The 19,324-nt window shown below is 38.1% G+C and carries 17 protein-coding genes; 5 read left to right on the forward strand and 12 right to left on the reverse strand.

Annotation, left to right across the window (positions count from 1 at the left end; all coding sequences use genetic code 11):
* Window positions 1–48: 48 nt before the first annotated feature.
* From G6Q48_RS08405 to G6Q48_RS08415, 3 genes are all read right to left on the reverse strand, one after another.
* Window positions 49–747 (reverse strand): hypothetical protein, encoded by a 699-nt coding sequence (locus G6Q48_RS08405; RefSeq protein WP_166265746.1) that lies wholly within the window; start codon window positions 745–747, stop codon window positions 49–51.
* A gap of 4 nt (window positions 748–751) precedes the next feature.
* Window positions 752–1,474, reverse strand: coding sequence for a hypothetical protein (locus G6Q48_RS08410; protein ID WP_102139432.1), 723 nt, complete (start codon window positions 1,472–1,474; stop codon window positions 752–754).
* A 171-nt stretch (window positions 1,475–1,645) separates the two neighbouring features.
* Window positions 1,646–2,542: a diaminopimelate dehydrogenase gene (locus tag G6Q48_RS08415; RefSeq protein ID WP_102139433.1), complete on the reverse strand. Its 897-nt coding sequence runs from the start codon at window positions 2,540–2,542 to the stop codon at window positions 1,646–1,648.
* A 199-nt stretch (window positions 2,543–2,741) separates the two neighbouring features.
* Here G6Q48_RS08415 and G6Q48_RS08420 point away from each other — a divergent pair, with 199 nt between their 5' ends.
* Together G6Q48_RS08420 and G6Q48_RS08425 are read left to right on the forward strand one after the other, a co-directional pair.
* Entirely contained in the window at window positions 2,742–4,088 is a 1,347-nt protein-coding gene (locus tag G6Q48_RS08420; RefSeq protein WP_102139434.1) for an MATE family efflux transporter, read from the forward strand.
* Window positions 4,089–4,296: 208 nt separating this feature from the next.
* Window positions 4,297–5,619: an L-cysteine desulfidase family protein gene (locus G6Q48_RS08425; RefSeq protein ID WP_166265749.1), complete on the forward strand. Its 1,323-nt coding sequence runs from the start codon at window positions 4,297–4,299 to the stop codon at window positions 5,617–5,619.
* 138 nt (window positions 5,620–5,757) lie between these two features.
* Here the strand turns inward: G6Q48_RS08425 and yjiA are convergent, their stop codons facing one another.
* The 4 genes from yjiA to G6Q48_RS08445 form a co-directional block, all read right to left on the reverse strand.
* Complete coding sequence (gene yjiA, locus G6Q48_RS08430; RefSeq protein WP_166265752.1) at window positions 5,758–6,726, reverse strand: GTPase; 969 nt, start codon at window positions 6,724–6,726, stop codon at window positions 5,758–5,760.
* Window positions 6,727–6,748: 22 nt separating this feature from the next.
* Window positions 6,749–6,952 carry a YbdD/YjiX family protein gene (locus G6Q48_RS08435; protein WP_004260586.1) on the reverse strand — a complete coding sequence of 68 codons (204 nt, stop codon included), beginning with the start codon at window positions 6,950–6,952 and terminating at the stop codon, window positions 6,749–6,751.
* Between the two features lie 101 nt (window positions 6,953–7,053).
* Window positions 7,054–9,207, reverse strand: coding sequence for a carbon starvation CstA family protein (locus G6Q48_RS08440; RefSeq protein ID WP_102139446.1), 2,154 nt, complete (start codon window positions 9,205–9,207; stop codon window positions 7,054–7,056).
* Window positions 9,208–9,638: 431 nt separating this feature from the next.
* Window positions 9,639–10,091: a WG repeat-containing protein gene (locus tag G6Q48_RS08445; RefSeq protein WP_166265755.1), complete on the reverse strand. Its 453-nt coding sequence runs from the start codon at window positions 10,089–10,091 to the stop codon at window positions 9,639–9,641.
* A gap of 648 nt (window positions 10,092–10,739) precedes the next feature.
* Between G6Q48_RS08445 and G6Q48_RS08450 the strand changes: the two genes are divergently transcribed.
* Entirely contained in the window at window positions 10,740–11,294 is a 555-nt protein-coding gene (locus tag G6Q48_RS08450; RefSeq protein ID WP_166265758.1) for a fimbrial protein, read from the forward strand.
* Between the two features lie 711 nt (window positions 11,295–12,005).
* On the opposite strand, the gene purT is transcribed toward G6Q48_RS08450, so the two are convergent.
* The 3 genes from purT to G6Q48_RS08465 form a co-directional block, all read right to left on the reverse strand.
* Window positions 12,006–13,184, reverse strand: coding sequence for a formate-dependent phosphoribosylglycinamide formyltransferase (gene purT, locus G6Q48_RS08455; protein ID WP_166265761.1), 1,179 nt, complete (start codon window positions 13,182–13,184; stop codon window positions 12,006–12,008).
* Between the two features lie 123 nt (window positions 13,185–13,307).
* The gene (gene rarD / locus G6Q48_RS08460; protein ID WP_102140073.1) at window positions 13,308–14,234 is read right to left on the reverse strand and encodes an EamA family transporter RarD; all 927 of its coding nucleotides are present in this window, start codon (window positions 14,232–14,234) and stop codon (window positions 13,308–13,310) included.
* A gap of 150 nt (window positions 14,235–14,384) precedes the next feature.
* On the reverse strand, window positions 14,385–15,380 hold the full coding sequence (locus tag G6Q48_RS08465; RefSeq protein WP_166265764.1) for a LacI family DNA-binding transcriptional regulator: 996 nt from the start codon (window positions 15,378–15,380) through the stop codon (window positions 14,385–14,387).
* A 471-nt stretch (window positions 15,381–15,851) separates the two neighbouring features.
* Here G6Q48_RS08465 and G6Q48_RS22195 point away from each other — a divergent pair, with 471 nt between their 5' ends.
* Window positions 15,852–16,235 (forward strand): hypothetical protein, encoded by a 384-nt coding sequence (locus tag G6Q48_RS22195; protein ID WP_242685791.1) that lies wholly within the window; start codon window positions 15,852–15,854, stop codon window positions 16,233–16,235.
* A gap of 77 nt (window positions 16,236–16,312) precedes the next feature.
* Window positions 16,313–16,486 (forward strand): LuxR C-terminal-related transcriptional regulator, encoded by a 174-nt coding sequence (locus tag G6Q48_RS22200; RefSeq protein WP_242685792.1) that lies wholly within the window; start codon window positions 16,313–16,315, stop codon window positions 16,484–16,486.
* Between the two features lie 607 nt (window positions 16,487–17,093).
* On the opposite strand, the gene G6Q48_RS08475 is transcribed toward G6Q48_RS22200, so the two are convergent.
* Window positions 17,094–17,735 carry a helix-turn-helix domain-containing protein gene (locus G6Q48_RS08475; RefSeq protein ID WP_102140075.1) on the reverse strand — a complete coding sequence of 214 codons (642 nt, stop codon included), beginning with the start codon at window positions 17,733–17,735 and terminating at the stop codon, window positions 17,094–17,096.
* Between the two features lie 213 nt (window positions 17,736–17,948).
* Window positions 17,949–19,283 carry a 30S ribosomal protein S12 methylthiotransferase RimO gene (gene rimO / locus G6Q48_RS08480; RefSeq protein ID WP_102140076.1) on the reverse strand — a complete coding sequence of 445 codons (1,335 nt, stop codon included), beginning with the start codon at window positions 19,281–19,283 and terminating at the stop codon, window positions 17,949–17,951.
* Window positions 19,284–19,324: the final 41 nt, after the last annotated feature.

The following is a 19,324-nucleotide window of genomic DNA, read 5'->3' on the forward strand; positions in this document are numbered from 1 at the left end:
ACTTTATGTTTTGCCAACACTAGGCGCCTACTTCGGTAGGCGTTTTTTTTATTTTTTAGCTGGGTTTAAATAGCGCCATAACACCCAGAGTAATGATGTCGAATAATATAAAACCCCAAATTGGATAACCATTAATGGGTTTTCTGTCGCTCCAGTCATCTTGAGCATGCCATAATAGTTATTTTGCTCCAAATACTGTTCCGTTAACCCACCTTGCGGTAAATAACGACCAAGCAGCATGATAATAATAAAACACGCGACATAATGACGTAATTTGGCAATGCCTTCATCAAAAGCATTAAAATGGCTATTCATATCATTAGCCTGTTTTCGTCCAATAATAATACGATTAATTAATGTTGCGGCATAAATATAGAGGATCGCAGAGGAGTTAATTTGTGTGGTATGAAAAATATACGCAACGCCACCTAAAATCGCGGCAATCACAATAAAGAAAAAACCTTTCGCCACAACAGCCATCATGGTGCTCATATGAATCAAAATAAATTCAAATAATAAAATCAATACCATGTTGTAAATAACAGCCACCCCAGACCATTGAGGTGAAAACCAAAGTGACAACAAAAATACAATATAAAAAATAGTGAGCCCGTGCTCAACCAATGTTGGCAACGTCCCCATTATTCCTTGCGGTTCTTCTGATTCAAGAAAATAATGTTTTTTGTTCGTCCCTATAGTCGACGTATTTTTGCGAGGAGTTTTCCTTTTTTTTATCTTTCTAGCCACAAAGTTATTTCCCTTTTTCCTGGTAAATAGAATGCCCTTTGCATAAAAAATGCATTAAGCAAGCCATAAATACAGGCATACCAAAGTAGAGCACGCCAAAGGCAAAAGCCACATGGGGTTTATCTGGGAATTCACCACCGCTAGAGATACTCGAATAATAGCCAATAGACCTTAAATATTCAGGCGTTAACCCGCCATAAGGCACGAGGAAAGATAAAATTAACACTGAGAAAATACAGAACATAAAATTAAGTGCCATTAATGCTGAATAGCCCATATTTTCTGAACGTTCTTGCTCTGTTCGGCTGGTTAAACCAAAAAGCATTCGATTTGCAACAGTGGCACTGTATAAATATAAAATTAATGGGGAATCACCTAATACTGACATATTAATGGCCAGTGCAAAAAGACCATAGAAAAGAGCAAATAACGTTAATATTCTCCAATCACGAAATACCGCCATAAAGACGCCCGAGTGAACTAAAATAAATTCAAAAATCAGGATCAATGTCAGGTTATAAATAATTTCTACCGTATAGTATTCAGGAAAAAACCATACCGATAAAATAAAACCAACATAAAATAATGAAAAACCGTAGTTTATTATTTTAGAAAAAGCACGAAGAATACTGAAAGAGTGCGAATTCTCCTTCACACTTTTTACTGAAGATTGTTTTGGGAAAAAACCTTGGCTTTTATCTTTTCCACTCCTTGGTGGCTTTACCATTACCTCACTCCATGCCATCAATACCACTTTATTAATAAGCTACTTGATAATACAAAAAATAAACAGTGGTTAAAGTCTGAATGATAGACTCGAGACAAGATAAAGTGTAAAAAATATCGACAAGATGGCATGAACGTAGAAACGCCATGCCACAGATAGACTAAATGGAAATTAAACCAGTTTGGCGATCAGCGTATCTAAGTCACCTTGTAAGAAATTTACCGGTGGAATTTCAATCACAGTATAGGCGCCTGCGGCTTGTTTCATCGTCGCTCGTGCGGCAGAAACCATAAATTGAGACGTCAGTGCAGGGTTATTAATGCGCATTGAATATTCGAACAACTGGTTATGTGTTGCCCCTGAAACGCCTTTATGAGTCATGTGCACACCGTGCCCAACATCTTTTAGTGCATCAATGCTATCCACCTGACGAATATGTGTTTCATCAGAAGAAAAGTAGCTGTCTGCTTTAATCGCTTGAGCCACTTCATCGAACTTAGCGCCACCGTCTAATTCAACATAAACCATACGACGATGAACCCCTGTTCCTAATGGAATTGTGACAGAAAGTGCATCTTTTACGCCATTGATAGCCTTAGCGGCCACACTGTGCCCCATACTCATCCCCGGACCAAAATTCGTATAAGTTACCCCTTTTGGTGCCATTGCTAACATCAATGTACGCATAATCGAATCAGAACCGGGATCCCATCCGGCAGAAACAACCGCCACGCTATTATGCTGCTTCGCGATATCATCTAAGCTACGTTTTAAAGCCACAATATCCGAATGTACGTCAAAGCTATCAACCGTATTAATTCCCAAACTTAAAATTTTTGCTGCTAATGGGCCGATTGCACGCGTAGGTGAACAGAGTAGCGCAACATCAACTTTTCCTAATTTTTCAATATCATCAACCACTTTGTAGGCTGAAAGTTCCGCAGGAATATCTTGTGTATTACGACGAACTACCCCGACTAACTCAAAATCTTCAGCGGCCAGAACAGCTTCTAGTGCATAGCGACCAATGTTACCGTAGCCCACTATTGCTGCTTTAATTTTTGTCATTTTTGCTCCTATACAGTTCTGATGTTGCTTATTAAATTATTTATAGCGAAATTGAATTTAACAGAATAATTAAAAGTAAACAAAACATTAGCCTAATTAAATCAGACGCATTTTAACCCTATTTTCATTATTGAAATCCATGTAGAATTAGCCACTCAGAAAGCTTTCCCTAACATTCATGAATATATAAAGGTTCTCAATGCATCAATCCGATGTGACTGAGCGGTCACTCTTTTCGCTCAGCTGGCCAATTTTTATCGATATTTTTCTTCATTTGGCCACATTATTAATTAATACCTATATGGTCAGTCACGTTTCTACTGCCTACCTTGCCGCTATGGGGGTGGGAAACCAAGTATTTGATCTATTTATCACTATTTTTAACTTTATTAGTGTGGGGTGTAGCGTTGTTATAGCCCAATACCTAGGGGCAGGCCGCCGAGAAAAAGCCAGCCAAGCGATTCATATTTCAATCGCTTTTAACTTTATTCTTGGTTTTTCCAGCGCATTAGTTGCGTTATTTTTTGGCTATAGCATTTTAACTATTATGAATATGCCATCGCATTTAATGGCTGATGGTTATACTTATTTACGTATTCTAGGGATTTGTTTAATCCCTGAAGCAATTTCAATTATTTTAGCGGCATGCTTGCGGGTTTATGGTAAAGCACAACCCGCAATGTGGGTCACATTAATCGCTAATGTGATTACCGTATTTGGTAACATCATTGTGCTTTATGGTTTCTTCGGCTTACCACAATATGGGCTGGAAGGCGTTGCATGGTCAACTGTCGTAGGGCGTATTGTTGCCGTTATTTTACTTTTCTGCCTACTGTTTTATGGGCTGAGAATTAAATTTGTCCCAATGATGTTAATACACTGGTCACGGAAAATATTGGGGAAAATTTTACACATTGGATTACCCTCTGCGGGAGAAAATCTCGTGTGGATCCTCCATTTCATGACCGCATCTGCATTTATCGGTTTAATGGGGGAAACGTCCCTCGCGGCACAAACGCTCTATTTCCAATTGTCATTGTTTATCATGCTGTTTGGGATCTCTATCAGCATTGGTAATGAAATTATGGTTGGTCACCTTGTTGGCGCAAAGCGCTTTGAAGATGCCTATAGGCGCGGTGTAAAAAGCCTTAAAATGGGTTTTTACGTAACAATTGGTGTCGTTATCGCCTTTTGGTTATTCCGCGATCCTATTTTAAATAATATTACGGATGACCAAGGTATTATTAAGGTACTGCTGCCATTATTTTTACTTTCGGTGTTCTTAGAGCCTGGCAGGACAATTAATATCGTGATGGTAAATGCCTTGCGTGCTTCTGGCGATGCTCGCTTTCCGCTATGTACTGCCATTATTTTTATGTGGGGCGTTGCTATCCCATTAGGCTACTTCTTAGGCATAAAAATGGAGATGGGTCTCTTAGGCATTTGGCTAGGTTTCTTTGCTGATGAATGGCTGCGCGGCTTAACCAATGCATGGCGCTGGCGCTCACGTAAGTGGCAAAGTAAACGCCTTGATGTAGAAAACTAACCTTTTCAATTATCACTTGGTCCTGTCGAATTTCATAGGCAGGACTTTTGTGACAAAGCTCAAAGTTAGAAATATTTCATTTTTATAGTTCAAATTAGAGATAATATTTCTCCCCACTCTCTTTAAATCCCCTAACTTAGTGAAGTTTTTCTCCAGACTGTTGTTTAAAATAATAAAATTGAAAAAGATTTTATTAAGGGGATTTGCCATGCATGCTCAATCACAACCACTACTTTGGCAATATTTTATCAACGCAGTAAAACAAGAAGTAAAACCTGCCTTAGGTTGTACTGAGCCGATTTCATTGGCATATGCTGCCGCCAAAGCCGCTTCATTACTTGATGGAGCCGTGATCCGTGTCTGTGCTTTTGTCTCCCCTAACCTCATGAAAAATGGCATGGGTGTAACTGTACCCGGAACAGGTATGGTTGGTTTACCCATTGCCGCAGCCCTTGGCGCAATTGGCGGTGATCCTGAAGCGGGTTTAGAAGTATTAAAATCAGCATCTACGGATGCTATTGCATTGAGTAAAAGCATGTTAGCTCAAGGGGCTATTACCGTTGATATCAAGCACCCTTGTGATGATGTCATATACTCCGAAGCCACGGTATACACACAAACTGGATCCGCAACCGTTATCATTGCGGGGTCTCATACGAATATTGTTAAAATGATCCACAACAATCATACCGTATTTGATGCCACGACAGCTCAACCTCATCATGAATCTCCTGTTGACTGTGCGGCAGACGTCCCACTGCCGCCAGTCACCGCTAAATCTGTTTATCAATTTGCTACCGAAGCGCCATTAGAAGATATTCGTTTTATTCTTGAAGCGGCCCATTTAAACGAAGCCTTATCTCAAGAAGGTTTACGCAATGTTTATGGTTTACATATTGGTAAAACATTGCAAACCCAGCGAGATCGTAGCCTGCTTTCAAAAGACTTAATGTCAGAAATTATGATCCGTACCTCTGCGGCCTCTGATGCTCGAATGGGTGGGGCTGTATTGCCAGCCATGAGTAATTCAGGATCAGGTAACCAAGGTATCGCTGCAACCATGCCAGTGGTTGTCACGGCTGATTATTTACAATCTTCCGAAGAACAACTGGCTCGCGCCTTAATGTTGTCGCACCTAATGGCGATTTATATTCATAATCAGCTCCCTGCATTATCGGCACTGTGTGCCGCGACAACCGCAGCGATGGGGGCTGCGGCAGGCATTGCCTGGTTACTCGAGTCCCGATATGAAGTCGTTGCAATGGCAATTTCCAGTATGATTGGTGATGTTAGCGGTATGATTTGTGATGGTGCGTCAAACAGTTGTGCCATGAAGGTGTCAACCAGTGCGAGTGCCGCTTATAAAGCCGTGTTGATGGCATTAGATAATAGCTGTGTTAGAGGGTCGGATGGTATCGTTTCTGATGATGTCGACCAGTCCATTGCCAACTTATGTTCTCTAGCAGCGGGTTCTATGAAGCATACTGACGTGCAGATTATTGAAATTATGGCCGCTAAAGCGCGCCCTTAACGCTGTTGCATTGTTGGCTACATTCGCCAACCCTAGTTACATATTTTGTATGCTCCTAGGGGTTGGCTCTTTTGCCGCCTTGCTACGCCGCTAATGACTTTGAATTTCTTTTTTTGAAATTCTTTTTTTTGAATTGTTCTATTTTGAATTAACTTCTAGGGCTGCGAATTTTTCGCGGATCATCTCTTCTGGTAGGTCAATACCAATAAACACTAATACACTGCGGCGTTGTTCATCAACGTCCCAGTCTCTATCCCAATCCGCACTGTAAAGGCGCTGAACACCTTGGAATAGCAACCGCTTTGGCTCATCCACAATAGAAAGTATTCCTTTATAACGCAGTAAATTATCAGCAAAACCAAGTAATAATTCTTCCATTACCTGAGAAACTGCCATCAGTTCAACAGGGTAATTAAATTCAAGGACAATCGAGCCCACTTCATTTTGTTGTTTAGGGGCGAAACGGAATGTCGGCTGTTTGACATTCAATTGTGAATCCAATAAAAAGCCTTCGATGTCCAATAATAAATTCAGGTCGATATCACCGTGAATAACGGGGTAAATCGGTGCCCTGGCATTAATACGTTGTAAACGTTCAATTAAAGCTTCATTATTTGGCTCAATATCGGTTTTGGTCAATAAAATACGGTCTGCATAGCCAATCTGCGCTTGGGCAATGGCGAAATCATTCAATTGTTTATCAGTGTGGACAGCATCCACTAAGGTAATAATGCCGTCTAATACATAACGTTCACATAAGACTTCATGGGAAAAAAAAGTTTGAGTGATCGGGCCTGGATCTGCCATGCCAGTGCACTCGATGACTAGACGGTCAAAGTCTAATTTTCCACTATCAAGGCCATCTAATAGGTCTAATAAGGCATTTTCTAATTCATTCGAACGGCTACAACAAATACACCCATTACTTAATGTAGTAATTTGTGTCGCACGATCACCAATTATTGCGTTATCAATGGGGACTTCACCGAACTCATTTTCAATCACTGCGATTTTATGACCATGCTCAGCATGAAGAATATGGCTAAGGAGAGTCGTCTTACCTGCACCGAGAAAACCGGTTAAAATTGTTACGCTAATAGGTTTCATTATTGCCCTCACACTTCATTGATTAACAGCAGCGAAATCCGCCTTTACCACTACCACCATACCGTGCATCTTGTCTTTCGCGAAAAAACTCTTTATATGTCATCACGGGTTTATCTGGGTGATTATCACTCATATGCTGTACATAGGTATCATAATCAGGAATACCAATTAACATTCGTGCGGCTTGCCCGAGGTATTTTCCTGTTTTGCCGAGATTTCCAAACATCAGCCTCTCCAATACAAATGCCCTACATCATGAGTACACAATGTAGGGCGACCTTTCATTTATCAAACACCTTTCGATGTTCAAATTCGTTGAAGGGTAACTTAATGTGAAGATGAAACTTTCACGCCCTCTTCAGGTACAGGAACATAAGGTGTTTCTTTGTCTGTACGCTCTGGGTTTTTGTATGCTTTCATCCCAACACGGATACCGTAGAAAATGATACCGTAGACAACCACTAAGAATAGAATACTCAGGCCTGCGTTGGTGTAGTTATTAATAATAATGTGATTCATATTAGTAATTTCTTGTGCAGTTAATTCTGCACCACCTGCCGCAATCTTATCTTTATAAGATTTCGCTAAGTATAGGAACCCTTCCAGTTGTGGGTTATCACTGAATAATTTCAGTCCTAATGCCCAAGTTGTACAGATTAATAGCCATACAGCAGGTAAGACGGTCACCATAATGTATTTACTGCGTTTCATCTTAATCAATACAACTGTACTTAAGATTAAAGCAACAGCGGCTAACATTTGGTTCGAGATACCGAACAGAGGCCATAGGCTCTTAACACCGCCCAGTGGGTCAACAACGCCTTGATACAATAAGTAACCCCACAGGCCAACACATCCCGCTGTACCGATGATACCCGCAACCAGTGAATCAGTTTTCTTCAAGAACGGAACAAAGTTACCTAATAAATCTTGCAGCATAAAGCGGCCAGAACGGGTTCCTGCATCCAATGCAGTTAAGATAAACAGAGCTTCAAACAGAATACCAAAGTGATACCAGAAGCCCATATTTGCCGCAGGCATGATTTCATGGAAAACATACGCAATACCTACTGCTAATGTCGGCGCACCACCTGCACGGTTTAACACTGACGGCTCACCAATATCTTTAGCTGTTTGCATGATTTGTTCAGGTGAAATCACAAAGCCCCATGAACTCACTGTAGCAGCTGCATGAACAGATACATCTTTGAGCTGAGCCATGATAGCTGCGCCATCTGGGCCACCCAACTCATGCAAGTTAGGCATTGTAATACCCAACGCTGCCGGTGGTGTATTCATTGCAAAATACAGACCTGGTTCGATAATAGAAGCCGCTACCAGTGCCATAATCGCAACAAATGACTCCATTAACATTGCACCATAACCGATGTAACGCGCATCTTTTTCGTTTGCTAATAACTTAGGTGTAGTACCTGAAGAAATTAACGCATGGAAACCGGATACCGCACCACAAGCGATGGTAATAAATAAGAATGGGAATAGAGTACCTTTCCAAACAGGGCCGGAGCCATCAACAAATTGTGTGACTGCTGGCATTTTTAATTCAGGGTTTAGAATAACGATACCAATCGCTAAACCAACGATAACCCCAATTTTCAGGAAGGTCGCTAAGTAGTCACGAGGCGCTAAAATCAACCATACAGGTAATAATGCTGAGATAAACGCATAACCCACTAATGCATAAGTAATTGTCGTGTCTTTGAATGTCAGTGCTGGGCCCCAGTATGGGTCGTGAGCAATCACGCCACCAAACCAAATAGAAGCCACTAACAGAACAATACCGATAACAGAAACTTCACCTACGCGTCCCGGCCGGATATATCGCATATATATCCCCATAAACAATGCGATAGGCACCGTTGACACAACGGTGAAGACACCCCATGGGCTTTCTGCCAAGGCTTTCACCACTATCAATGCTAATACAGCAAGGATAATGATCATAATTAGGAAGCACCCAAAGAGCGCCAGCGTTCCCGGAATTGGGCCAAGCTCCTCTTTAACGATTTCCCCTAATGATGCACCATTACGGCGTGATGAAATAAATAACACCATGAAATCTTGCACCGCACCGGCTAACACAACCCCCGCAAGCAACCATAAGGTGCCGGGTAAATAGCCGACTTGAGCCGCAAGAACCGGTCCGACTAATGGCCCTGCCCCTGCAATCGCGGCAAAGTGGTGACCAAATAGAACATTTTTATTTGTCGGAACATAGTTTAACCCATCATTATTAATGACGGCTGGAGTCGCACGTGTTTCGTCCAGCTTCATCACTTTCTTAGCAATATATAAGCTGTAATACCGATATGCGATGAGATACACCGCCACAGAAGCGACGACAATCCACAGAGCACTGATGTGCTCACCACGTCTGAGTGCGACTACCCCCAAGCAGACCGCACCGATTATTCCTAGGATCATCCACGGAATGTGCTTTAAAATACCATTTTTGTTCATAGAACACCCTTCTGAGGTAAAACGAACATGCCATTGATTTTGTATTAACCACCATAAAAAACGATATCGCTGTGTTTTCATTGCTTACCATTTATCGTTGATGGCTTTTTAATTGGCAGTGGTTGAACTGTATTACATTAAAAAATTGAGCTCTGCCATGGTCTATATGGTATGAAATTACACTCTGCAAATGACTAAAGTTAGGCTAAGTGGTGACATAAGGAATTAAGCGGTTTGTTTTTTACTTTGAATGGTTTTTAGGGGGGCTAGATACGGCCAAAAGTGTGATCTATATAACTATTTTATTTTGTTTTCAATAAGTTAAAAAATAAATTTAATGTGAGTAAAATGAGAGTTATTGTAAATAAATCTCATTAATAACGTAAAATTCAAAAGTGGTTTATCTAAAACTGTATAATACCTATTTACTATTAGCGTGTAATCGTTGTCCATTTACCACCAACCCACCAACTGTGTTCACCGTCTGTTTGTGTTTCACATCCGATACCGACTTTTGCTTTTCCTGCTTCAAATGGATACGCGCAATCATAAATTGCATCAATCACAATTTCTCCTGTTATTGCGTCTGCAAAACCAATTTTATCTTCTTTGCGTATTCGATATACCCCGTCTTGTGCTTCATCAGGCCAATTATCAAAATAGTAAAGTTGGTAAATCTCTTCTCCTTTTTGGTTAAAAACAGCCAAACCTTTATTAGGTGATTTTCCTAAGCAATACTTAAATGAAGATTGTTGCTCAAAACACGCAATTTTATCTTTTTCGTTCTCTACCCATAAACTAAATTGTTGTTCAAGATTTTGCGCTGTTGATAAAACAGATATTAATCCTAGAGACATTAAACCCACTACATAATGAATCTTCATAACTTTCCTTGCTCTACTTTTACGCCTAATAGGTGATAAGAAACCAAGCTTATCTGATTTGTTCTATTGAATACTCACTTAATAAAGATAGCTGATATCCCTTTCAATGAAACTAGGAATAACGGTAAACAAAGTCTTATATAAGAATAATCTCAAGACTGAAATTGAGTCATCAACTAGAAATGATGGGGTAACATACCATGCTTATTTATCAAACCTATTCACCCATATAACATATAAGACCAGAAATCAACCATCGATATCACTTAAGACAATGAAAAACCACATAACCAATTGAAACAAATAAGAATTAACAATTAGAAATCAATTAAAAAAACAGAAAAATGCATTTTCTACCTGTTTGACAACCTACGTAAGTAGAATTAATGTTAATCACGTTCTCCGGTGAACCTGTGTTCACTAAATAAATACTAAGACATTTAAAATTAAGTTTTTATGAAGAAGTAAATTATTTATTAAATATCTAATATTAATAAACTCGTTTTATTAATAGATTCTTAAATAATGATTGTCGGGTTGTTAATATTTATTAATAGAATAAAAACTTAATCTGAAATATGAAACTTTAAATATATATTAATTTAAAAACAAAATTAAAATTTTCCCATATACTTAGGAACTATGATTATGAAATTAAATAAACTTGCTCTGATTGGTGCATTCACTGTTGCAACTCTTTCTTCTCAAGCTTTTGCTGCTCAAGATGCAACTGTTAACTTTAATGCACGTTTAGTTGCTGCAACTTGTAATATTAGCGCTTCTAAAGACTTAATCAGCTTAGGAACTCACTCAAACGAAAAAATTGACACAGCTAAAGCATTATCAGAAGCAAACTTTAACTTAGTTTTAAATAACTGTACTAAAGTCTATGACGGTGCCGCTGGTAGCGATAACGAAGCTGGAAAAGCAACTACTGTTTCTATCTTAGCAACAGGTGAAGCATTAACTGGCCATTCAGACATGTTTGCAGATGCTCAAGCATCACAAATCAGTGTTAAGTTAGCAGCTGGTAAAGATAAAGTTGCGGTTAAGCCTAACACAACAACTGAAGTTGCAGACCTGAAAGTTACTGGTCAAAGTGATTACATCATCCCAATGGTTGCAGGTCTTTATGCAACAACAACTGATGCTGTCGCTCAAAACTTAAACGTACCAGTAACCTTCAGTGTTGCTTACGACTAATAACAGCCATCCGTTAGTTTAGCTAGTAATGCAGGCAGTAATAATTTCTTTAATGATGCCCCTAACGGAGTGATTGGTGTCCAATTATTAGATGGGACTCGAGTTATTAGTATCAATCAAACACCATTAGCCAAACCAGATGCATCTTCAATTATTTGGGATAATATAAAAAGCACGAATGAAAAAAAATGGTCAATGCTAAATTGCGTTGCGCCAAAACAGATTGTGAACCCTATGAAGGTGATTTTTCAGCAACTTTAACGATTGGCTATTACGCCGATTAATAATGATTATAAAGCGATAACAAATAAAAAGTTAAATAATTCACTTTGTTCAAAAATAACCTATATAGATAAATAATTATATCGTTTTTTGATGTTTGATTATTTTAAATGAGCCAAATTATTTTAATAGAAATGACAACGTTAAAATAATATTAACTCCTCTTCAACTAGTAATATTGGGCTACAGCGTTAATAAAATATATTCCGGTTGAAAAATAACTCACAACAATAAATAACAAAAGGTGATGCAGTGAAAGGGATGAAATTTACAGTGTCAGTAATTGGCGCTAGGGGATGACTCGGTTCCGTTTTGGCCCTTCATAAAACGGTCACAACGACCATTTTGAAACAATCAAAGCAGGCAGCTATCGCGGCAATATACAAGCGCTCACTCACTTAAAGTGGATGAGCGCAGATCTCATCGAAGTCAACCAGAAACACACACTGTACTAGCGGTTTTTTTGGCCATATCTAATGCATTTTCAATAGAATCCGCAATAGCCAAAGCAACACCTAATCGGCGAGTACCTGCAATTTCAGGTTTACCAAATAATCGTAATTGGGTATCAGACCCCAACGCTGAACCTATATGTGAAAAAACCACATTTTGACTGTGTAAATTGGGTAAAATAACGGCTGAAGCGCTTGGCCCATATTGGCGGATCACACCGATTGGGAAACCAAGAAATGCACGCACATGTAAGGCAAATTCAGATAAACTCTGTGAAATAAGTGTCACCATCCCCGTATCATGAGGGCGAGGTGAAACTTCATTAAAGATGATATCATCACCACACACGAATAATTCAACACCGAATATTCCGTAGCCCCCTAGAGAGGTAACAATTTTCTCAGCAACGTCCTGCGCTTTTTTCAATGCAACCTCACTCATGTACTGTGGTTGCCAAGACTCACGATAATCGCCTTTTTCTTGCCGATGCCCCACGGGTGCACAAAAGTGAATACCATCTATCGCACTGACCGTTAACAATGTAATTTCAAAATCAAAATTAACCATTTTTTCAACAATCACACGTCCCTGCCCTGCTCGCCCACCTAGCTGTGAGTAATCCCAAGCCTGCTCTAATTCATCTTGAGAGCGGATCACACTTTGCCCCTTCCCTGACGAACTCATCACCGGTTTAACAATACAAGGAAAACCAATTTTTTCTGCCGCTGTGACAAAATCGGGTTTGCTATCCACAAATTGGTACTCTGATGTTGGCAGCTTCAACTCTTCTGCGGCTAATCGGCGGATCCCTTCTCTGTCCATAGTAAGCACAATGGCTTTCGCTGACGGAACCACTTTTTGCCCTTGCTGTTCAAGCTCCATTAATACCTGTGTCGCAATCGCTTCAATTTCAGGCACAATAATGTCGGGTTTTTCAATTGAAACGATTTGCTTCAGCGCTTCGCCATCAAGCATATTTATCGTATAACTGCGGTGTGCAATATGCATCGCCGGCGCATTATCATAGCGATCAACTGCAATAACTTCGATACCCAACCGTTGACATTCAATCGCCACTTCCTTGCCTAACTCTCCAGCGCCTAACAACATCACTTTTGTTGCTGATTTACACAGCGCAGTACCTAATTGATTCATAATTGATAACCCTACCGACAAAAAGTTAATATCAATTATATACGCAATCGATTGCTTTTACTATCAAGGATAAAAAGTCACAAAACAAAAACCTCATAACCATTTGATAATAATATCAATAAATTAATCTAGCGGTGTTTTATCACGCCCTGTAATAAAGGGGTCTTTATGTGAAAATTTAATATACTGTTTGCGTAAAATAGCGAATACACAAAACATTAAACCAACCCAGATGAATGAAAAACTGATGCCTTTAACCCAATCAAATAGCTCATTAAATAAAAATACGGCTAATAAAAATTGAATTGTTGGTTCTATATATTGTGCCAACCCGATCACCGTTAATGATGTTCTTTTAATTGCTGCTGTAAAAAAGAGCAACGGAATTATCGTAACAGGAGCGGCCAACATATAAAGAATTTTGATTTGCCAATCGCCTTGTGCCACTTCACTTAAACCATTAGATACTAACCACCACGTGATCGCTATTGCGATAGGAAGTAGCCAAAGTGCCTCTAGAAATAAAGACGTAATCACATCAAATCGAATAAATTTACGAATTAACCCATATATCGCAAATGCACTACCCATAACTAACGCTAAAATAGGTAATTCACCATACTGCCAAATTTGGTAACCGACCCCCGCACAAATAAAAATAACAGCCATTTTTTCTGCGAAAACAAGCCGTTCGCGAAGAAACAAAACGCCAAGTAAAATAGAAAATAATGGGTTAATAAAATACCCAAGGCTAGCGGCTAACACCTGCCCATGAGTTAATGCGTAGGTAAATGTTGTCCAAGATATCGCCATAACCGACGAACTAAATAAACAGAGGATTATCGATCGTTTATCAGACCATACCTGGCACCACAAAGATTTGTTTTTAATAATTAAGCGAACAAAAAAAAGTATAGGGATAGACCAGATAAGACGTTCAGCAAGCAGCTCTAGAGGTTCAGCGCCGGGAAGTAAACGATAAAATAATGGTGTTATTCCCCATAAGATATAGGAAAAAATAGCAAGGGCCACTCCCGAGCGAAGCAACATAATTTATCCACAATACAATCTGATTAAATATATTAGCTCCGTATCATACGCCAAAATGCAGAAAATAAAACTTGTTAGAAAAAGCGGTTTATTGGGAACTCAAAAAATCAATTGAATAGCTGCTTATTAGGTTTGATTTTCTCGACAAAATTAAAAAGAATCACGTTCTAACAAGTCACAAGCAACATATTCAACACGGCTTTGCTGCCGTTCTTCTATAATATGCAAAGCAGCTTGTTGGCCTAACTGATAGTGTGGCAACACAACCGTACTTAATGGTGGATAAAACAGCTCCCCAACCCCTATCATATTATCATAGCCAAGTACTGCAATATCTTGTGGGATACGCAAACCATGGCTAAGCAGTACTTGATAAGCTAAAAAGGCAATACGGTCATTTCCACAAATAATGACATCAAAATCAGGTTTTTTATTATCAAAATGACTATTAATTAAAGCTATCACATCTAAATAGTGTTCATCACCTAACTCTAAATGGTATTGCTGAAGTGATGATAGTGGTAAATTAGCATTTGCCCATGCAGACTCCACCGCTTCACGGCGCGTTTTTCCAGCTAGAGTCTCTTGTGGAATATAAAGACAAAGAGGATTTCGATACCCTTTCTCTATTAAGCGATTCACCGCATTAAATTGACCATTAAAATCATCTGGCACATAAGCTGGAAATTGCCCTTTTTTATCTATGCAATTAGCTAAAACCAAACGATTATTATGTAATGCTTCTGGAATAGCCACTTCTCGAAGCCCCATTGTAGTATAAATAATACCATCTGGCCGCTGAGATAATAATTGCCGAACAGCTCTTTCATTATCTTCACTAGATGTAATATTAACAACAAAGCTACTCCAACCAAATTGCCTCGCTGTTTGCTCTATGGAAAGAATGATTTCGACAGAAAACGGGGTTGTTGCTGTATCCAGGGCCAAAACGCCGACGGTTGACACCCTAGAACCTTTTCCTCTAATTTTTCGTGCCGAAAAATCAGGAACATAATTGAGTGACTCAATAGCTTGTTGGACCTGTTTCAAGGTTTCAGGCCTAAGTAATTCAGGATTATTAATTGCCCGTGATACTGTCATCAATGAAACGTTTGCAAGCCGAGCTACGTCTTTTAAAGAAGCCATTACGTATATTCACTCATCGAAACTAGATAAAAATAAATTCTAACATGTTAGATATAAAAAGCACTTAATCTTCATCAATTCACAAGTTAAGTACTATCACCTAAAAAAATAGCATAAAGTTCACATCTAAGACTTTTTCTGACTAATGATTTAAGATATTATTGATTAGCTTTAACAATATTTCCATCAATCACTTTATGTTAAAGAACACATTTAATAAGTAAATTTACCTAAGATGTTACACATCATTAATCGAATATTACTCAATGACACAAACTTTAACTATTGTTTCTATTTTTATATTAAATTTAGCTAGATGATGTTTTTAATATAAATTAAGGTCGGTTATACATTATAAAAAAAACAACGATCAGTAGAAAATATTATTGTGAAATTTAAATTTCACTTTATTTATCTACGTATTTTATCAGATTGATATGAATATCAAATCAGTTCAACAGGAGTATGGTGATGAATAACACCATTCATATAATTGTAGAAAGTGATAATGTCTTTAAGAATAAACTGAAATTAATGATAGAATCTTTTGGTTTCACCTTGAGATTTTATAATAATGAAGAAGTGTTTATGAGTAATTATACTTATCCTAATGAGGATAATGTAAAAGAGTGTATTTTATTATTCTTAAACAATGATGAAAATCGTATTAATCGATTAAACAATATAAGTAATTCATTTGGTATTGTTCCATTCATTGTGCTTGCCGAAGAGCCTTCTGTCAGTCTGTGTCGAGAGAGCTTTAAAGCTGGAAGTTTTGATTTTTTTCCCTTTCCTTTCCTTTCAAGGACATTGAAATCTCAAATGCCATCAATAGTGCAACGGAATTATTTTTAAGCACGCATGAAAAGCATAAGAAATATACTCATCTCTCTGATAAATTTAACCGCCTTTCGGTTAGGGAAAGAGAAATTATGGATATGATATTAGAGGGCAATACGAGTAAAGAAACGGCTGAAAAACTGTCTTTATCACCAAGGACTGTTGAGGTTCATCGCTCTAACATTTATACAAAATTAGGTATTAAGTCATTGCCACAACTTATTCAAGAATACGAATACATTAACACTTATCCTAAATATATTTAATTCATATGATATGTTTACTTTTCTATAGCGTTATTATTTCTGATGGTTTTATTCTAAACCATCAGAAATTAATTATCTGAGAAATGCTAAAGACACTATAATTTAGATAAATATAGATTAAAATTCTGCCAATTATGAAATAATGATTTATTTTTACATGAGATAAACAATAGTACCACTCTATTATGGATTAAAAAACCAAGTAAATTGATAATTCCAATAGGAATAACAGCCCCTAATACTTACAAGATAAAATAATATTTTTTTAGGTTATTGAAATACTATTTAAAATAAAATGTTTTCTATCACGCCATTTTTTAGTAAGACAATAGCCTTTCTCATCGGTATTCATCCATCATAAATCTAAAAAAACAAGGCTAAAAACAGTATACCGCCTTACCAAATCCCTGCATAATGAGCATCGTTTTCATTTTCTTTTCTCGATACATCAAGTAACGATACAAGCAGATAGCTACGCTTTATTTATCTATTGGCTGTCGTTCAAAATATTGGTAAATTTTGTGCGCTTTGCTATTTTTGTTTTGTTGTTGTCCACAAAAACATGCGAAAGCGCTATTTTTTTACTCATCAGAACACATGCAAGAAACTATTTATAGTCTTTAATGTTGATTTCGTACTGCTTTAGTTTGCGCCATAACGTTGTCCGCCCCATAGCAAGGACTTTATGCATTTGCTGAATTTTACCTTTGCAAGCTTGTGCAACTTCAATAATCAAAGCTTTCTCAACTGAGTGAATATCCAAGTTAGTGAATCGTTGCTCTTCCTTATCTACCTTAAAAGCCTCTTGTTCATAATAGTGGAATTTCAATTTTTCACTCACTTCTCTTGCCAAAGATTGCGTAAGCGCAAACAAAACATTGCAGCAATTCTGAGTTGAAGATATAGCGACAACTAATACAGGCTCACCAGTGTGTGAATATACTGGTGCTAAATAATAAAAGATCCCATGTAGTTCAATTGGAGCTGCATATAGCCTAACTTGTGATCCACAAGTTAAATTACCTGATAACAAGTTTGCTATTTCAAAATTACCGCTAAACTCATTACTAAGCCAAAACGTTTTTCCATCAGTGCTAACGAGAGAACTACGAATATGATCATCATGTAATGAGGCTAATCCATCTTCAATAGTTGTATAAGCAAGCTCAACGATGTCTTCGTAATCATCTGAATTATAATTACTTTCTATTACAGGTGTTGTAGTTGGAAATGTTAAATGGGTTGACATAGTTATCCTTATTCTTCGATAAGAGTTATCTGATTATGTCAACTTGCCATTTAATTTTTATATTCTAGATCAAGTTATTAATTGATAGATTTAAAACCATTGATCTGCATCAATTTTATAATTAAAAGCAGTATATCTGTGTCCTAAAAAACAAAATGGCTAACTTAATTTACCTAAGTTAGCCACATAGACTTTTAAAACGCTTTCATCAAATTACGAAGTAACTATATTCCCCCACAGATCATATTCATCTGCATGCTCAACGAATACTTTCACTATATCTCCAGCGCTAACTCCAAATTCACCATTAAGATAAACCATGCCATCAATTTCTGGTGCATCAGCCATACTACGGCCAATGGCACCTTCATCATCAACTTCATCAATAATAACTAAAATCTCTTTACCAATTTTATCTTGTAATCGCTGTGTAGAAATTTGCTGTTGTAGTTGCATAAAACGATGATAACGTTCCTCTTTAATTTCTTCAGGAACTTGATCAGCTAACTCATTCGCTTTCGCACCTTCGACAGGACTATACTTAAAGCAGCCTACTCGATCTAACTTAGCTTCTGACAAGAAATCTAATAGCATTTGGAAATCTTCTTCTGTCTCACCAGGAAATCCGACAATAAAAGTTGAACGTAAGGTGAGTTCAGGGCAAATTTCACGCCAACGTTTAATACGTTCAAGTGTTCTTTCAACAGCACCAGGGCGTTTCATTAATTTTAAAATTTTGGGACTTGCATGCTGTAACGGAATATCTAAGTAAGGTAAAACTTTACCTTCTGCCATCAAAGGAATGACATCATCAACATGTGGGTAAGGATAAACATAATGTAAACGCACCCATACGCCCATTGAAGCAAGTTGTTCGCATAACCCCACCATGCTGGTTTTTACAGGTTGCCCATCCCAAAAGCCTGTTTTATTTTTAACATCAACACCATATGCGGAAGTGTCTTGTGAAATAACCAGTAGCTCTTTTACGCCTGAAGCGACCAAACGCTTAGCTTCATTTAACACATCACCGATTGGACGGCTATCTAAGTCCCCTCGCATAGAAGGAATTATGCAAAAAGTACAACGATGATTGCACCCTTCGGAAATTTTTAAATAAGCATAATGTTTCGGTGTCAGTTTTACCCCTTGTTCTGGGACTAAACTAAAGAAAGGGTCATGTTCAGGCTTCGGAACATAGTGGTGCACATGGTTAAGTACCTGCTCATAGCTATGTGGACCTGTGATCTCCAATACTTTCGGATGCACTTCACGAATCTGGTTCTCTTTCGCACCAAGGCATCCTGTCACAATCACTTTACCGTTCTCATTCAGTGCTTCCCCAATCGCTTCTAACGATTCCTGCACTGCACTATCGATAAATCCACACGTATTCACAATAACTAAATCAGCATTATCATAGCTTGGAACCACTTGGTAACCATCAGTGCGTAATTCAGTTAAAATACGTTCTGAATCAACTAGGTTTTTTGGGCAGCCAAGAGAGACGAAACCAATTTTTGGCACCGGATTAGTATTTTGCGACATAACTCACTTCTTTTATTGTGTTATAAATATTGTTTTAGAAA

This window comes from Providencia sp. M-27 (assembly GCF_011077905.1).
In the GTDB taxonomy this organism is placed as follows: domain Bacteria; phylum Pseudomonadota; class Gammaproteobacteria; order Enterobacterales; family Enterobacteriaceae; genus Providencia; species Providencia huaxiensis.

Excerpts from the sequence above, each read along its gene's own strand:
- G6Q48_RS08410 (WP_102139432.1), bottom strand. The coding sequence starts at position 1,474 with ATGGTAAAGCCACCAAGGAGTGGAAAAGATAAAAGCCAAGGTTTTTTC.
- G6Q48_RS08415 (WP_102139433.1), bottom strand. The coding sequence starts at position 2,542 with ATGACAAAAATTAAAGCAGCAATAGTGGGCTACGGTAACATTGGTCGC.
- G6Q48_RS08420 (WP_102139434.1), top strand. The coding sequence starts at position 2,742 with ATGCATCAATCCGATGTGACTGAGCGGTCACTCTTTTCGCTCAGCTGG.
- G6Q48_RS08425 (WP_166265749.1), top strand. The coding sequence starts at position 4,297 with ATGCATGCTCAATCACAACCACTACTTTGGCAATATTTTATCAACGCA.
- yjiA (WP_166265752.1), bottom strand. The coding sequence starts at position 6,726 with ATGAAACCTATTAGCGTAACAATTTTAACCGGTTTTCTCGGTGCAGGT.
- G6Q48_RS08435 (WP_004260586.1), bottom strand. The coding sequence starts at position 6,952 with ATGTTTGGAAATCTCGGCAAAACAGGAAAATACCTCGGGCAAGCCGCA.
- G6Q48_RS08440 (WP_102139446.1), bottom strand. The coding sequence starts at position 9,207 with ATGAACAAAAATGGTATTTTAAAGCACATTCCGTGGATGATCCTAGGA.
- G6Q48_RS08445 (WP_166265755.1), bottom strand. The coding sequence starts at position 10,091 with ATGAAGATTCATTATGTAGTGGGTTTAATGTCTCTAGGATTAATATCT.
- G6Q48_RS08450 (WP_166265758.1), top strand. The coding sequence starts at position 10,740 with ATGAAATTAAATAAACTTGCTCTGATTGGTGCATTCACTGTTGCAACT.
- purT (WP_166265761.1), bottom strand. The coding sequence starts at position 13,184 with ATGAATCAATTAGGTACTGCGCTGTGTAAATCAGCAACAAAAGTGATG.
- rarD (WP_102140073.1), bottom strand. The coding sequence starts at position 14,234 with ATGTTGCTTCGCTCGGGAGTGGCCCTTGCTATTTTTTCCTATATCTTA.
- G6Q48_RS08465 (WP_166265764.1), bottom strand. The coding sequence starts at position 15,380 with ATGGCTTCTTTAAAAGACGTAGCTCGGCTTGCAAACGTTTCATTGATG.
- G6Q48_RS22195 (WP_242685791.1), top strand. The coding sequence starts at position 15,852 with ATGAATAACACCATTCATATAATTGTAGAAAGTGATAATGTCTTTAAG.
- G6Q48_RS22200 (WP_242685792.1), top strand. The coding sequence starts at position 16,313 with ATGGATATGATATTAGAGGGCAATACGAGTAAAGAAACGGCTGAAAAA.
- G6Q48_RS08475 (WP_102140075.1), bottom strand. The coding sequence starts at position 17,735 with ATGTCAACCCATTTAACATTTCCAACTACAACACCTGTAATAGAAAGT.
- rimO (WP_102140076.1), bottom strand. The coding sequence starts at position 19,283 with ATGTCGCAAAATACTAATCCGGTGCCAAAAATTGGTTTCGTCTCTCTT.